Source organism: Salipiger marinus (genome assembly GCF_035481585.1).
Lineage (GTDB): Bacteria > Pseudomonadota > Alphaproteobacteria > Rhodobacterales > Rhodobacteraceae > Salipiger > Salipiger marinus.
In genome coordinates this window covers 1-15,011 of the sequence record NZ_JAYKSL010000027.1, presented here as the reverse complement: position 1 = coordinate 15,011, position 15,011 = coordinate 1, and the positions used below count along the sequence as shown (strand labels likewise).

Below are 15,011 nucleotides of genomic sequence, written 5' to 3'. Positions count from 1 at the left end.
TTGATTTTTAGCTCGATATCGATGATAACATCAACGATATTGGAGGGGAGTTATGCCGAATATCGTGATCTGCGAATGCTTCGCCCGCGACGGGCTGCAGCATGAGCCCGCCCCGCCCGCCGCTGCGGTCAAGTTGTCGCTGCTGGCGGATTTTGCCGCTGCGGGCTTCCACCGGATCGAGGCGACCAGCTATTCCCATCCCGGGCGGGTGCCGGGTTTTGCCGATGCCTCGGATCTGCTGGCGCGGCTGCCGCGCCGTCCGGGCGTAGCCTACAAGGCGACCTGCCCAAACCCCCGCGCCGTGACCCGCGCGCTGGAGGATCTGGCCGCCGGCCACGGGGCCGAGGAGATCTCGCTCCTCGTTTCAGCGACGGAGGCGCATACCCAGCGCAACCTGCGCGCCAGCCGTGATGCGCAATGGGCGCGGGTTGCCCAGATGGCACAGATGGCGCAGGGCCGATTTCGCGTGGTCGGCGTCATCTCCATGGCACTGGGGTGCCCGTTCGAGGGGGCGGTCGATCCGGGTCGAGTGGTGGCCGATGCCGCGCGCTTTGCCGATCTGGGCTGCAGTCTGCTGACGGTGGGCGATACCATCGGCGCAGGCACGCCACAGCAGGTCCGCAGGCTTTTTCGGCGCCTGCTGGACGAGGTGCCGCAGATCGTGCCGGTGGCGCATTTCCACGACACGCGGGGCAGTGCGATCGCCAATTGCATCGCCGCGCTCGAGGCCGGGGCAACCCATTTCGACAGCGCGATGGGGGGGGTCGGCGGGCATCCGACGAAAATCAGCTACGGTGCCGGTGACACAGGCAACGTCGCGACCGAGGATCTGGTTGCGCTGTTCGAGGCCGAGGGTCTGGACCACGGCATCGACATGCTGGCGCTGATGCGCGCCTCGCAGGCCTGCGAGGAGGCGCTGGGGCGGCGGCTGATGTCGCGCGTGGCGCGGACGGGATTGTGGCGCGACGCCGCCGAGACGAGGGAGAAGGAGGATGTTTGATGTGTCCGACGAGAAACTGGTGCTGATCGAGGATCGCGATGCGATCCGCATCGTAACGATGAACCGGCCAGACAAGCTGAACGCGCTGAACACCGCACTGACCCAGCAGCTGCTGGATGCGCTGCTGGCTGCCGATGCAGCAGAGGGTGTGCGCGCGGTCGTGATGACCGGTGCAGGGCGCGGGTTCTGCGCTGGGGCCGACCTGCAGGAATTCAAGCACCTGACCCCCGCCCAGGCCGGCGCGGTTGAGGCGCGCGCCGATTTGACCTGCCGCTTGCAGGTGGCCATGCAGAAGATGGCCAAGCCGGTGGTTGCCGCCGTGCATGGCGCCGCCATCGGCGGCGGCGCGGGGCTTGCGATCGGTTGCGACATGGTCGTTGTCTCGGGCAGCCTAAAATTCGGCTACCCCGAGGTGAAACATTCCATCGTGCCTGCGCTGGTGATGACCGGCCTTGTCCGCGCGCTCGGACGCAAGCAGGCGTTCGAGATGATCTCGCTGGGTCGGCTGATCGGCGCAGAGGAGGCGCTGGCGCTGGGGCTGGTGAACCGCGTGGTCACTGGCGATCCGCTGCCCGCCGCCCTGGAGATCGCCGAAGCTTGGGCCAAGGCCGAACCGCGCGCCATGCGGGCCGCGAAAAGCCTGATGTACCGGGTCGAGGATCTGCCGCTGGACGCCGCGATGCTGGCGGGCCGGGACGTGAACGCACTGATGCGCTCGTTCCGGGAGAGGGAGGCATGAGGCCACTCGATGGCATAAAGGTTGTCGACTTCAGCCGCGTGCTGGCTGGCCCCATGGCCACGCAGGTCATGGCCGAATACGGCGCCGAGGTCACCAAGATCGAGCGCCCCGGCGACGGGGACGAGAGCCGCGTGTTCGAGCCGGTTTTCGACGGCGGACACAGCGCTTACTACGCGGCCTTCAACCGTTCGAAACGTTCGATCGCGGTGGATCTGAAGTCCGACGAGGGGCGCCAGCTGGCGTTCGATCTTGCGGCCTCCGCGGATGTGCTGGTGGAAAATTTCTTGCCCGGCGGCATGGCCACCATGGGCCTAGGATACGAGGTGTTGAGGGAGGCCAATCCTGGCCTCGTCTACGTCTCGAACACCGGCTTCGGGCAGACCGGGCCCTATGCCAAACGCAAGGGCTACGACACGATATTTCAGGCGTTGTCGGGCGTCATCGACCTGACGGGCCACCCGGACAGGCCGCCGGCCAAGGTGGGGCTGCCGTTTGCCGACATGACCTCGGGTCTGTGGATCCTGATCGGGGCGCTGACGGGTCTGCTGGGCCGGGTAAGCTCCGGGCAAGGGTGTCATGTGGACATGGCGATGATGGACGCGCAGGTCAGTCTGCTGAGCCTGCCGGCAGCGCGCTACTTTGCGCTTGGCGAAACGCCCACACGGACGGGCACGGAACACCTGGGCCGTGTGCCGTCCTCGGCCTTTGCCTGCAAGGGTGGCGAGTGGCTGTTCATTTCGGCCTCGGACCAGCATTGGCCACTCTTGTGCGGCGCGCTGGGGCTGGATGGCATGGCCCACGACCCTAGCCTTGCGCGCAACATCGACCGCGTGGACCGGCGGGCCGAGGTGACGCAGGTGCTGGCCGATGCCATCGCGATGCGGGACCGCGCCGAATTGGCCCCCGCGCTGCGCAAGGTCGGCGTGCCGGCGGGTGAGGTGAACACCGTGCCCGAGATCCTGAACGATCCGCACACGCAGGCGCGCGGCATGGTCGCCACCTACGACGACCCGGACCGCGGCGCCACGCCGGGGCTGCGCACGCCGCTGCGCTACTCGGGCTATGACGATCACCGTTTTGAGGCGCCGCCGAAACTCGGCGCCGACACCCGCCGGATCCTGGCCGAGGAGTTGGCCCTGGACGAGGCGACCATCGCCGCACTTTACGAGAGGGGGATCGTGCAATGACCATGAACGGACTGGTCCGACTGGAGGATCACGGCGCCCGCATCGACGTTGTGCTGAACCGCCCCGATGCGCGCAACGCGCTGAACTTGGCGATGTGCGAGGACTTGATCGAGGCCTTTACCCAGATCGCTGCCATGCCCGATGCTGGGCTGGTGGTGCTGCGTGCCGAAGGGCCCGCCTTCTGCGCCGGTGCCGACCTGAAGGAGCGCAAGGGCCGGGACGAGGCATGGGTAAAGGGGCGCCGTCGCCTTGCTTTCCAGGCCTATGAAACCATTGGGAACTGTGCGCTGCCGGTCATCGCGCAGGTGCAGGGCGCGCTGGTCGGATCGGGCGGTGAGATCGCGATGAGCTGCGATTTCATCGTCGCGTCGGAGGCCGCCACCTTCCGCTTTCCAGAACCGCAATGGGGCACCGTGGGAGCGACCCAACGGCTGCAACGAGTGATCGGCGTGCCGCGCGCGAAAGAGTTGCTCTACACTGGCCGCGTCATGGGCGCGGAAGAGGCACTGCGCATCGGTCTGGTGACCGCACTGACCGGCGCCGAGACGCTGAGCGCGACGGTCGACGAGATAGCCGAGCGCATTCTCCGTGCGCCGACGCTGGCGCTGCGGCTGACCAAGCATTGCATCGACCAAGGCGCACGGACGGACCTGAACTCGGGCATCCGGATCGAACTGGCGGCCATCGACCGGCTGCTGTCGGAAAGTGACTGGCGCGGGGGCGTGGAACGCTTTGGCGCCCAGATCGGATCGGCTGCGAAAGAGCAGAAGGCATGAGTCTCTCCATCGATAGCCTGTGCCCCGTGACCGTGCAGGACGCGCTGGCCCGCGCCGTGGCGCTTGCGCCGGACGTCGAAGCGCTAGTGGCGCCCGACGGGCGCGTGACATTCGCCGAGCTGGCCGATCAGGTGGCGCAACTGCGCGCCGCGCTGCACGGGCTGGGGGTGACACAGGGCGATCACGTCGGCATCTGCCTTGGCAACGGCGTGGCGTTCGAAACGCTGTTTCTGGCGCTTGGCACGCTGGGGGCGGTCGCCGTCCCCGTGAACACGCGGCTCAAGGCGGATGAGATCGCTTATGCCCTGCGCCAGTCCCGCGTGCGCGTCCTGATCACCGCCGACCGGCTGCTGAACGTCGATTTCATCGCGACCCTGCGGGAGATTCTACCCACCATCGACAGCGCCGACGCGCTGCCCGATGCCACGCTGCCCAACCTGCAACAGATCGTGGTGCTGGGGGACAATTGCCCTGCTGCTGCGCGTGGCTGGGATGCCATGCTGGCCGCCGCGCCCGCCGATCCGGGCCCGAAGGCGCGGGCCGACGCAACGCTGCTGATCCAGTATACCTCGGGCACCACCGCCTATCCCAAGGGTGTGATGCTGTCGCACCGCTCGATGCTGGGCAACGGCTTCGTCTCGGGCCAGCGGATCGGGCTGCGCACCGGTGACCGCTTCCATTCCTCGCGGCCCTTTTTCCACGTCGCGGGCACGACGCTGTCCATTCTGGCCTGCCTTCAGAATCTTGCGACCCTCGTCACCATGACCCGGTTCGAACCTGGCGAGGCGCTGGCGATGCTGGAGGCCGAGCGCTGCACCCATGTCTCGGGCAACGACACCATGGCGCTGATGCTGTTGAACCACCCCGACCGGGCAAGGCGCCAGCTGCACCTGCGCGGCGGCTGGGTCGCGGGATCGCAATCCGTCCTGCGCCGCGTGGCGGACGAGATGGGCGCGCGCGAGATCGTGTCGGGCTATGGCCTGTCCGAGGCATCGCCCAACATCGCGCAATCCTGCTGGTGGGAGCATGAGGACATTCGCACCGGCGGGCGGATGCGCCCGCAACCGGGGCTGGAACTGCGGGTGATTGACCCGGTGAGCGGTTCTGAAAGCGCGGCCGGTCAGGCGGGCGAGATTCAGGTGCGTGGCTGGTCGGTGATGAAGGGCTATTACGACATGCCCGATAAGACCGCCGAGACGCTTTCGAGCGACGGCTGGCTCGCCACCGGCGACCTTGGGCGGCGCGGCGCGGACGGGCGTCTGGAATTCGTCGGACGGCTCAAGAACATCGTGCGGGTGGGGGGCGAAAATGTCTCGCCCGAGGAGGTCGAGGACCGCCTGCACCGCCACCCCGCCATCAAGCAGGCGCAGGTCGTTGGCGTGCCCGACAACCGCCTGGTCGAGGTCTGCGCCGCCTTCGTCATCCTGAATGAGGGCGCGGCGTTGGACCCTGCCGCCCTGATCGACTGGTCCAAGGGTGTCATGGCGGGCTTCAAGGTGCCGCGCCACGTCTGGATCGTGGAGGGGTTCGAGGAGATCGGCATGACCGCGTCTTCGAAAATCCAGAAGACTAAGCTGGCGGATCACGCCCGCTCGCTGCTGGCGCAGGAGGATGTGGCATGATGCGGATCGAAACCGATGTGACGCGCCTTTTGGGGATCGACCTGCCGATCCTGCAGGCGGGGATGTCATGGGCCTCGTCCAACGCCGCGCTGCCGCTGGCCGTGTCGCGCGCCGGGGGGCTGGGGGTGATCGCCGCCGGACCGATGTATCTTGATGCGCTGGAAGAGGCGATCGACACCGTCCGCGCCGGCACTGACAGGCCGTTCGGGGTGAACATGCCGCTCTACCGCAAAGGTGCGGAGGAGGTGCTGGACCTGCTCGAAGCCAAGCGTGTGCCGGTGATTATCGCCTCGCAGGGCGGGCCGCAGAAATACCTCGACCGGTTCAAGGCCGTCGGCACGGTCTGCATCCATGTCGTGGCCTCGGAAACCCATGCGCTTAAGGCCGCGGAAAAGGGTGTCGATGCGCTGGTCGTCGTGGGCGGCGAGGCGGGCGGGCATCCCCCGGCCGAGCTGGTCAGCACGCTGGTGCTGATCCGGGCCGTGGCGCTGGCGACGGGAGGCCGTGTGCCGCTCATCGCTTCGGGCGGTTTTGCCGACGGGCAGGGGCTGGCCGCCGCGCTGGCACTGGGGGCAGGAGCGGCGAACTTCGGCACCCGTTTCATCGCCACGCCCGAGGCGGGGGTGAGCGAAGCCTACAAGCAGGCTGTGATCGGCGCGGGAGTCGCGGATACGCGCACCGTCGGGCGGGGCTTGGGCATGATCCGCGCTATCGCCAACCCCTTCACGGACGAGATGGAGGCGCTGGAGCGCAGCGGCGCGGACGAGGACGCCCGCCGCGCGGCGTTCGGCGCCTCCACGCTGAAGATGGCGGCGTTCGATGGCGACATGGCGCGTGGCAAGGTCGAGGCTGGGCAATGCACCGGGCTGGTGCGTGCGATCCTGCCGGCGGCCGAGGTCGTGGCCGAGATCGCGCGCGGCTATGCCGCCTGCAGGCAGGCGCTGCCCGAGGCGCAGAGGGTCTCCGTGGCCGCCGAATAGGCCACGCAGGACCCGCTGCCTGCGGAGCCATGAGACGAGGGCCCCGCCCGGAGATCGGGGCAGGACGGGAGACCGCTGGCACAGCCCGGCGGACCATCAAGGGGGGCCGCGCGATACAGCTGCGGCCACCCGATACAGAGGAGGAGACCACCAATGATCAGCGACCTGACAAGACGCGCCTTCATGCAACGCAGCGTCATGGCGGCGGGGGCCAGCTTGGTGCTGCCCGGCACCCTGCATGCGGCCATTCCGTCGAAACTGCAGTGGACGGCCGCCGACGTCGGCTCGTCCGGCTATATCGAGGCGACGGCGGTCGCCAACGCCCTGATCGAGCAGCACAGCTCGCGTATTCGTGTCGTGCCCTCGGGCACGTCGATCGGGCGGATGATGCAGCTGAAGCAGGGGCGCGTCTCGCTGGGGTTCCTGGCGAACGAAGCCTATTTCGCCTCCGAGGCGCTCTATGATTTCTCGACCCGGGAATGGGGCCCGCAGGACCTGCGTGCGCTTATGGGCCGCGAGGCGCTGTTCGGCATCGTGACCACGGCGAATTCCGGGATCAAGACAATCGCAGACCTCAAGGGCAGCCGGATGGCGCTGATCCAGGCGCATCCTTCGACCAACTTCAAGGTGGAGGGCGTGCTGGCCTTCGCGGGTCTGGGCTGGGATGATGTGGAAACGGTCGAGGTGCCGGGCTATTCCGCCGGCCTTCAGGCGGTGCTGGACGGTGCGGTGGATGCGGCGGGCGCCGTGGTCGGCGCCTCGGTCCTGCGAGAGATCGAAGCCAGCCCCAACGGCATCGGCTGGTTGCCCGTGCCGGCTGATGACAAGGAGGGATGGGACCGGATCAACGCCAGCGCACCGCTCTTTGCTCCGGCCATGATGACCAGCGGGCCGGGCGCCTCGGCCGAGGCACCTGTACCGCTGGTGGGCTACCGCTATCCGATCCTGTCGGTCTATGCCGAGGCCACGATGGAGGATGTCTACGATATGACCAAGGCCATCGTGGAGGGTTATGACCTCTACAAGGGGGCCGCACCGGTGATGTCGGAATACGACGTGAACAAGGCCGGGCACCCGCCCTATGACACGCCCTGCCACGACGGTGCCAAGAAATATTTCGAAGAGATCGGCGTCTGGACCGAGGCGGACGAGGCCTGGAACACCAACCGTCTGGCTCGCCTAGCCAAGGTGCAGGAGGCATGGGCCGCCGCGACCGAGGCTGCCGACGGCCAGGGCGTCGCCGACAAGGACTGGCCCGCCTATTGGGACCAGTTCCGCGCCGACCATCTCTGAGCCCGACACGGGTTCTCTTACGGGCACGGTCGGCCGCTGGCGCGGCCGTGCCCGACACCCCCTGCCGACAGGTGAGCCATGTCCGACCCCGCACTGACCGATCCCGATGTCCCGGGCGAGGATCTGCGCCCCGAAACCTCGCGTCTGCATCAGACCCGATTTGTCGTCTTTCCGCTGACGGCCCTGGCGCTGCTGCTGGTCGCGAACCAGGTATTCCTGCTGCGGATCGGGGACTTCCAGCTGCCCAGCACGGGCCTCTACTACGCGCTGATCGGCTTCTTCTTCGCGATCCTCTTCCTGACCTTCCCGCTGCGCAAGGCTGACGAGCGCCGCGTGCCACTCTACGACTGGGCCTTTGCGGCGATATCCCTAGGGGCGGGGGTCTACTTCGCCTCGATCTCGGGTGACATCATCAACCGGGGCTGGGACTATTCGGCCCCGCTGATGCCTACCCTGCTGGCACTGGCGCTGTTCCTGCTGGTGCTTGAGGGGTTGCGCCGGACGGGGGGCATGGTGCTGTTCACCATCTGCCTGGTCTTCGCGGTTTTTCCGACCTTCGCGGACTACATGCCGGGCCTGCTGTGGGGCAGCCAGTACACTGCAAGGGAAACCCTGTCGGCTCATGTCATGGGCTCGGGGGCCATCGTCGGCGTGCCCGTGCAGGTGGTCAGCGAACTGGTCATTGGCTATCTGCTGTTCGGCGCGGCGCTGACCGTGACGGGCGGCGGGCGCTTCTTCATGGACTTCGCCAGCGCCCTGATGGGACGCGCGCGGGGCGGGCCGGCCAAGGTGTCGATCATCTCGTCGGGCCTCTTCGGCTCGCTGTCGGGTTCAGTGGTGTCCAACGTGATCTCGACCGGCGCCTTCACCATCCCGACCATGAAACGCTGCGGCTATCCGCCAACCTATGCTGCGGCAGTCGAGGCCTGTGCTTCGACCGGAGGCTCGATCATGCCCCCGGTGATGGGGGCGGCGGGTTTCATCATGGCGTCCTTCCTAAACGTGCCCTATGCCACCGTCGTCTCGGCGGCGATCCTGCCGGCGGTGCTGTTCTACGCAGCGTTGCTGATGCAGGTCGACGCCTATGCCGCCCGCAACGGCCTGACGGGCATGGACGAGGCAGAGCTGCCCCGCCTGGGCCCGACGCTGCGCGAGGGCTGGCCGCACATGGTGGGCGTGCTGTCACTGGTGGCGCTGATCCTGTTCTTCCACATGGAGCGTTCTGCGCCCTTCTTCTCGGCCGGCTTCATGCTGGTGATCGCCATCCTGCGCAGCCCCCGCGACAGCTGGACCATGCTGCGCGAGACCCTGGTGGAGACGGGGCGCAGCGGTGCCTATCTTTACGGTATCCTGGCGGGCATCGGGCTGATTGTCGGGTCGCTCTCGATCACCGGTGTCGGCAGCTCCGTCTCGCGCGAACTGGTGCATGCGGCAGGCGACAATCTCTACCTGCTGCTGATCTTCGGGGCACTGACCTCCTTTGTCTTGGGCATGGGGATGACGGCCAGTGCCTGCTACATCTTCCTGGCGATCATTCTGGGCCCGGCGCTGACCTCGCAGGGGTTGGACGTGGTGGCGAGCCACCTGTTCATCCTCTACTGGGGCATGCTGTCCTACATCACTCCGCCGGTCGCGCTGGCTGCGGTGGTGGCGGCCGGAATCGCTGGCAGCGGCGGGCTCAGTACCGGGATCCGGGCGATGCGCCTAGGGTCGGTGCTGTTCATCCTGCCCTTTGCCTTCGTGCTTAATCCCGCGCTGATCCTGCGCGGTGACCTGCCGCATGTGATCCAGGCGGTCTGCACGGCGGGGCTGGCGATCTGGTACATCTCGGCCGCCTTCGAGGGCTGGCTGCACTTTGCCGGACGGCTGTCCATGGCGCTGCGGGTGCCGGCAATGATTGCGGGCCTTGCGCTGCTGATCCCCGAGGGGCACAGCGACCTCGTCGGCCTGGCGCTGGCAGCGGCGGTGATGGTGGTGGCCCTGTGGCAGAAAAGCCGCCACGCGGGCCTGGCATGAGTGGCCCGCAGCAGATTGAGGCTTGGTCTGTCGAGGCCACCAGTCATCGCAACCTCGACCCCGAATGGCATTATGCGGGGCGCGACGTGCCCCGTCTGCCGGGGCTGCGCGTCGCCCTGCGGGCCGGGGACCTGATGGGCGAGGGCTATGCCCCCTTCCTGCCGCACCTCGACGCCAGTCCCGCGACGCTGGAGGCCACGAGCCAGGCCATCGCTGCCGCCCTGCTGGGGGCGCGGCTGGACGAGCCGGACGCGGCGCTGGTTCGGTTGGGCCCCTGCACGCGGAGCCGGAACGCGGCGCGTTCGGCGGTGGAGATGGCGGTGCTGGATCTGGTGGCGCGGGCACGCGGCATCAGCGTGTTGCAGATGCTGGGCGGGACGCCTTGCAGCCTGCCGGTCCTGCGCATCATTCCCGTCAAGACGCCCGAACGCATGGCCGAGATCGCGGCCGAACTGGTGGCAGAGGGCTATGGCGCGCTGAAGTTGAAAGCCACCGGCCAGCCCGAAGCGGACCTGGCGCGGATTGCCGCCGTCCGAGCGGCCGTCGGGCCGCAGGTGGTGCTGACGGTGGATGCGAACCAGGCCTATGGCGGACTGGGCGCCATCGCGCTGGAGGCGGCGCTGCGCCCGCTTGACCTGTGGTCGCTGGAACAGCCGGTTCCGGCGGGCGAGCGGGCAGCGCTGGCGGCGCTGCGCCGGGCGGCCGTAGCGCGGATCGAGGCCGACGAGGGCCTGTTCAGCGCGGCCGATCTGGCGCGCCTTCTGGACGCGCAGGCGGCCGACGGGATCAGCCTAAAGCTGGCGCGGTCCGGCGGGCTGCTGCCCTCGCTTGCCATGGCCCGCAGTGCGGCTGCGGCGGGCGTCCATGCGCGGATCGGTACGGCCTTCGGCGGGCCGCTCGTGACACTGGCAACGGCGCAGCTGGCCGGTCTGCATCCCTGCGCGGGGCCTGCCGAATGCGCCGAGTTCACCCATTTCGATGACGAGGACCACCTGTGGCCCGAAATCGTACAGGGTCGTCTGACGCTGGGCGGGAGCCCCGGGCTGGGCCAGATCCGGCGCGTGCCGTGGCAGGCGCCCTGGCTGGACAGGGCAATCGTCGTCCCGGACGGGACATCGCTGAGATCCTGAGTTGGGGGCTGACCGGTATCAAATCGGTCCCCTAGGACAGGGATCAGAGAATCTCGGTCTCGAAGATTGTGGCGGGGGGCGGAGGACGGCGCGGCGGCGCGGTCTCGCCCTTCAGCGCGCGCAGGTAGGCGAGCGAGCCGCGGGACACCTTTTCCATCAGGCGCATCAGCTCACAGCGTTCCTCCTGCGTCAACTCCGCCAGCATGTGGCGGTTGCGCTCGCGCGAGGCGGCCAGCACGTCGCGGACAAGCTTTTGCCCGGCGTGGGTCAGCCGCAGGTTCACGCTGCGCTTGTCCTCGGGGTTCGTCTCGCGCCCGATGAAGCCGCGCTCTTCCAGCGCCGAGACGGTGCGGCTCATCTGGCTTTTTTGCACGCCGGCCCGCTTCGCCAATGTATGCAGCGGCGCCACGCCCAAGAAATCCAGCACCGCCATGGCGCGCCAATCATGGGTATTTAGGTCGAAATCCGGCTTCAGGCCGAGCAGGGCAATGCGTGACGAGAGCCCCGCAAGACGCTGCAAATTATAGGAAAAAAGGTATCGGATGTCGTCGTCGTGGCTGCCGATGCCGTCGATGTCGCTGCTGGCGGTCACCAGTTGCTCCTAGATAGAAAACAATTTAGTTGAGAGTGTAATCCGTTTCGTACCGAATGCAACGTTCTCTAGGGTTTTGGTAAGTTTGTGAGTCCCCGATGCGGCGTTTCTGCATAACACTGAGCGTCGAGGATTCACATCCTGGACCCATGCGGTTAGACGGGTTGAAGGACAAGGGGATACGCCCCTGCATCCCGAGCCGGAAATCGCGCGCCGAGACCGTCCTCTATGACAGGCGCCGCTATCGCCGCCGCAACCGGATCGAGATCATGTTCGGCAGATTGAGGGGCTGGCGCCGCGTCGCAACCCGCTACGACAGGTCGCACAAACCTTCCTCTCCGCCATCGCTCTCGCCGCGACTGTCATCTTTTGGCTTTGACGATCAATGAGCCTGGAGACTAAGTTTTTCGATGTGACGTAGAAAAAACTCTTGGAACTAAGAGATGTTGCTGATATAGTATTTGACGATATGCAAGCATATCTGTTTGCCGCGTCTCGTTTTCTGCGGCTGTTTGATTTTCGCTGTGCTCAGCAGCGACCGATATGGCTGAAAAAGCTTGAAAGCTGTTGCGTGGGTGCTGTCACTCTCGTCACATCCTTTTCGCTCGCTTGGTCACTTCGGAATTCAACGGCCAAGAAAGGAAAACAGATGGTCCATTACTCTCCTGTAGTCAACGTACCTGCGAAGAAGCTCATTGAATCGAGCGAATTCGAGGCGTTGGTGACTCTTAACGTCGATGAGAAAAAAAGCCTGCCTCGCATCGAATTCTTTGCGTCTCCAGATGCATTTGAGGCATATCAGGCCTCCCCAATCCTTCAGTTCCAGAACACGATCACGGCGTCTGCGCCTGGAGTGGCGTTTGTCGTGGATGTGCCGTGCGTGGAAGCATTCGCAAAACACGTTCTGCCGCTTTGTAAGAAAATTAACTGTAATAGTTTGTTTTTCTACGACGAGAGCAAAGGAGAATATGTACGTGTAATGAACGATGAGGCTGAAGAAGCTGCCGATGAACTCGAGGCGGAATTCGAAAATTTCATCGATAGCGGTGCTTGGCAAGACCCTAGCGTTACAATTGTCGACTGCGAGGATCTCTGGACAATCGAGGAATTGAAATCCTTATACGTACCTGGCATGGATATGGAAGACTTCGAGAACGCAGTGATTTCTGCACAAAATTCTGCAGAAAGTAACGACTATAAAGTCTGGGGCATTCCTTACGGCATGATTCAAGATGCTTTTGATGAGGTGGCATACTAATCCGCAGCTACATCGTTCACGTCATTTCGCGGCTTGTCGAATTTCAAGACGTAGTCCGAGACCTTCGTCAAATCAGTCGAGAGTTTCCTTCGGCATGAGGTGCATACGGTCCTCACGTCGACCACTGCCGGCTCAGCGCGATCGCAGCCCACCTTGAGCTAGACACGCGGGCGTACATCGTAGTCTGTTATGGGCTTATCAATGTGTTCTCCGAGCCAGTCCCGGAGACTGCGTACGCAAGCCCACTTTATGGCAGCCGAGAGGTATCCGAGACGCGAAAACAAATAATGACAGCCGATTTCCTTCGAGCCTAGTGCTCTAGTGCGGGTTTCGCAAAATCCCGGACGGGCATTTCGATAATTCCCGGACACGCGTTTCAGTAAATCCCGGACAGGGATTTCGCTAAATCCCGGACAGCCTGCGGGCGGTCGCGAGGGTTGGTCATTGCCTGCTGTGTCACGGCACTCTGTCGATCTTGGAATGGATCGGGAGGGAGCATGCCGCGACGCAAGCAAACGAGGCGCATGACCGTGCAGGACATACGAACCATATTGCGGCTGACGCATGAACAGGGCCTCTCCGTGCGGGAGATCGGGCTGCGGCTGAAGCTGAGCAAGACGACCGTGGCCACCTATCTCTTGCGGGCCCGGGAAGCTGGGCTCGACCGGTGGCCCCTGCCGCCCGGGCGCGACGACGATGCCGCGCTGGAAGCAGCTCTGTTCCAGCGGGTCGGGCGCCCCCCGCGCGATCTTGCGGAACCCGACTGGGCCAAGGTGGCCACCGAGTTGAAGCGCAAAGGCGTGACCCTCGTGCTGCTGTGGCAGGAGTACCGCGCCGGTCACCCCGACGGCTATGGCTACACCTGGTTCTGCGAGCAATTCCGGGCTTTCGAGAACCGCACCAGCCCGAGCTTCCGCAACCGTCATGAAGCGGGCGCGGTCATGCAGACCGACTATGCCGGCCACACCTTCCCCATCACGGACCCGGCGACCGGCGCGGTGCATCGGGCGCAGATCTTCGTCGCGGTGCTCGGCGCCTCCAGCTACACCTTCGCCTGGGCCAGCCTGACCCAGACGCTGCCCGACTGGATCGAGGCGCAGGTCCGTGCGCTGAAGTTCTTCGGTGGCGTACCCAAGGCCATCGTGTGCGATAATCTGAAGGCGGCGGTGGCCAAGCCGCTGTGGTTCGAGCCGTCGATCACCAAGACCTTCGCCGACATGGCGGCGCATTACGACACGACGATTCTGCCGACGCGGCCGCGCAAGCCACGTGACAAGGGCAAGGTCGAAGGCGCCGTACTGATCGTCGAACGCTGGATCCTGGCGCGGTTGCGCAACATGCAGTTCTTCTCGGTCGAGGCGCTGAACGCCGCCATTGCCGAACTGTTGGTCGATCTCAACGACCGGCCAATGCGCCGGATCGACCGCTCTCGCCGCGACCTGTTCGAAGAGATCGAGCGTCCCGCCCTTAGCACCCTGCCGCCGGAAGCCTTCGAGTATGCGGAATGGAAGCAGGCCAAAGTCCATCCCGACTATCACATCGACGTGCTGCACAGCTTCTACTCCGTGCCCCACCGTCTGATCGGCAAGCGCGTTGATGTTCGGCTGACCCATCGGATGGTGGAGATCTTCCATAACCATGAGCGTGTTGCCCTCCATACCCGGCGCGGCACCCGCGGCGGGCATTCGACCGTCCGCGAACACATGCCCAAGGCGCACCAGCGTCACGGCGGGATGACACCAGAGTATCTGATCCTGCGTGCCGGTCGCGTCGGCCACCATGTCGCCGTCCTCGTCGAGCGCCTGATGCGCGACAGACCGCACCCCGAGCAGGGGTATCGCTCGGCTCTGGGTGTGCTGAACCTCGAGCGCAGGTTTGGCCGTGACCGGCTGGTGGCCGCCTGCGATCGGGCGCTGACCTACAACACCGTCAGTTACGCCTCGGTGCAATCCATCCTCGCCACAGGCCTCGACAAGGCTGTCGCAGAGCCAGCCCCCGTCCCGCCAACCCCGCGCCACGACAACATCCGTGGCGCAGACTATTACCAATAAATCCAAGGAAAGACTGATCATGCTGACACATCCCACCCTCGACCAGATGGCCACCCTCGGCCTGAGCGGCATGGCCGCCGCTTGGCGCGCGCTTGCCGAACAGGACCCCGCCGAAGCCCTGAACCGCAACGAATGGCTCGGCCTCATGCTCGACCGCGAAGCCGCATGGCGCGCCGACAAACGCTTCGCCAACCGTCTCAGGAATGCAAAGATGCGCTTCCCCAATGCCTGCATCGAAGACATCGACTTTGCAGCCGCGCGCGGTCTCGACCGCCGCCAGATCCTGTCGCTGGCCCAGGGCGGATGGCTCAAGGCCCACGAGCAGTGTTGATTTCCACCCAGAACTGAGCCGGGTAGGCGCATAATT

The 15,011-nt window shown here is 65.5% G+C and carries 13 protein-coding genes and 1 pseudogene; 13 read left to right on the top strand and 1 reads right to left on the bottom strand.

The window, feature by feature from the left end; translation table 11 throughout:
- Positions 1-52: 52 nt before the first annotated feature.
- The 9 genes from VK682_RS23630 (at position 53) to VK682_RS23590 (ending at position 10,743) form a co-directional block, all read left to right on the top strand.
- The gene (locus VK682_RS23630) at positions 53-1,000 is read left to right on the top strand and encodes a hydroxymethylglutaryl-CoA lyase (RefSeq protein ID WP_324782656.1); all 948 of its coding nucleotides are present in this window, start codon (positions 53-55) and stop codon (positions 998-1,000) included.
- Positions 993-1,739: an enoyl-CoA hydratase/isomerase family protein gene (locus VK682_RS23625; protein ID WP_230796948.1), complete on the top strand. Its 747-nt coding sequence runs from the start codon at positions 993-995 to the stop codon at positions 1,737-1,739. Before VK682_RS23630 ends, VK682_RS23625 begins: the two co-directional genes overlap by 8 nt.
- Positions 1,736-2,926 carry a CaiB/BaiF CoA transferase family protein gene (locus VK682_RS23620; protein WP_324782655.1) on the top strand — a complete coding sequence of 397 codons (1,191 nt, stop codon included), beginning with the start codon at positions 1,736-1,738 and terminating at the stop codon, positions 2,924-2,926. Before VK682_RS23625 ends, VK682_RS23620 begins: the two co-directional genes overlap by 4 nt.
- A complete protein-coding gene (locus VK682_RS23615) occupies positions 2,923-3,702 on the top strand; it encodes an enoyl-CoA hydratase/isomerase family protein (protein WP_089851510.1) in 780 nt (259 codons plus the stop codon). Before VK682_RS23620 ends, VK682_RS23615 begins: the two co-directional genes overlap by 4 nt.
- Positions 3,699-5,324, top strand: coding sequence for an AMP-binding protein (locus tag VK682_RS23610; RefSeq protein WP_324782654.1), 1,626 nt, complete (start codon positions 3,699-3,701; stop codon positions 5,322-5,324). The genes VK682_RS23615 and VK682_RS23610 overlap by 4 nt, the downstream gene beginning before the upstream one ends.
- A complete protein-coding gene (locus VK682_RS23605; RefSeq protein ID WP_324782653.1) occupies positions 5,321-6,304 on the top strand; it encodes an NAD(P)H-dependent flavin oxidoreductase in 984 nt (327 codons plus the stop codon). Before VK682_RS23610 ends, VK682_RS23605 begins: the two co-directional genes overlap by 4 nt.
- A gap of 153 nt (positions 6,305-6,457) precedes the next feature.
- On the top strand, positions 6,458-7,597 hold the full coding sequence (locus VK682_RS23600; protein WP_324782652.1) for a TAXI family TRAP transporter solute-binding subunit: 1,140 nt from the start codon (positions 6,458-6,460) through the stop codon (positions 7,595-7,597).
- 78 nt (positions 7,598-7,675) lie between these two features.
- Entirely contained in the window at positions 7,676-9,613 is a 1,938-nt protein-coding gene (locus VK682_RS23595; protein ID WP_089851502.1) for a TRAP transporter permease, read from the top strand.
- Entirely contained in the window at positions 9,610-10,743 is a 1,134-nt protein-coding gene (locus VK682_RS23590) for a mandelate racemase/muconate lactonizing enzyme family protein (protein ID WP_324782651.1), read from the top strand. The genes VK682_RS23595 and VK682_RS23590 overlap by 4 nt, the downstream gene beginning before the upstream one ends.
- 43 nt (positions 10,744-10,786) lie before the next feature.
- On the opposite strand, the gene VK682_RS23585 is transcribed toward VK682_RS23590, so the two are convergent.
- On the bottom strand, positions 10,787-11,335 hold the full coding sequence (locus VK682_RS23585) for a MarR family winged helix-turn-helix transcriptional regulator (protein ID WP_089851498.1): 549 nt from the start codon (positions 11,333-11,335) through the stop codon (positions 10,787-10,789).
- A gap of 158 nt (positions 11,336-11,493) precedes the next feature.
- On the opposite strand from VK682_RS23585, the pseudogene VK682_RS23580 reads away from it, so the two are divergent.
- From VK682_RS23580 to VK682_RS23565, 4 genes and pseudogenes are all read left to right on the top strand, one after another.
- Positions 11,494-11,714, top strand: a pseudogene (locus VK682_RS23580) (transposase); the annotation flags it as partial.
- 51 nt (positions 11,715-11,765) lie between these two features.
- A complete protein-coding gene (locus tag VK682_RS23575) occupies positions 11,766-12,593 on the top strand; it encodes a hypothetical protein (RefSeq protein WP_324782650.1) in 828 nt (275 codons plus the stop codon).
- Positions 12,594-13,090: 497 nt separating this feature from the next.
- Positions 13,091-14,644, top strand: coding sequence for an IS21 family transposase (gene istA, locus VK682_RS23570; RefSeq protein ID WP_324782649.1), 1,554 nt, complete (start codon positions 13,091-13,093; stop codon positions 14,642-14,644).
- A 19-nt stretch (positions 14,645-14,663) separates the two neighbouring features.
- Positions 14,664-14,975, top strand: coding sequence for an ATP-binding protein (locus VK682_RS23565; protein WP_324782648.1), 312 nt, complete (start codon positions 14,664-14,666; stop codon positions 14,973-14,975).
- Positions 14,976-15,011: the final 36 nt, after the last annotated feature.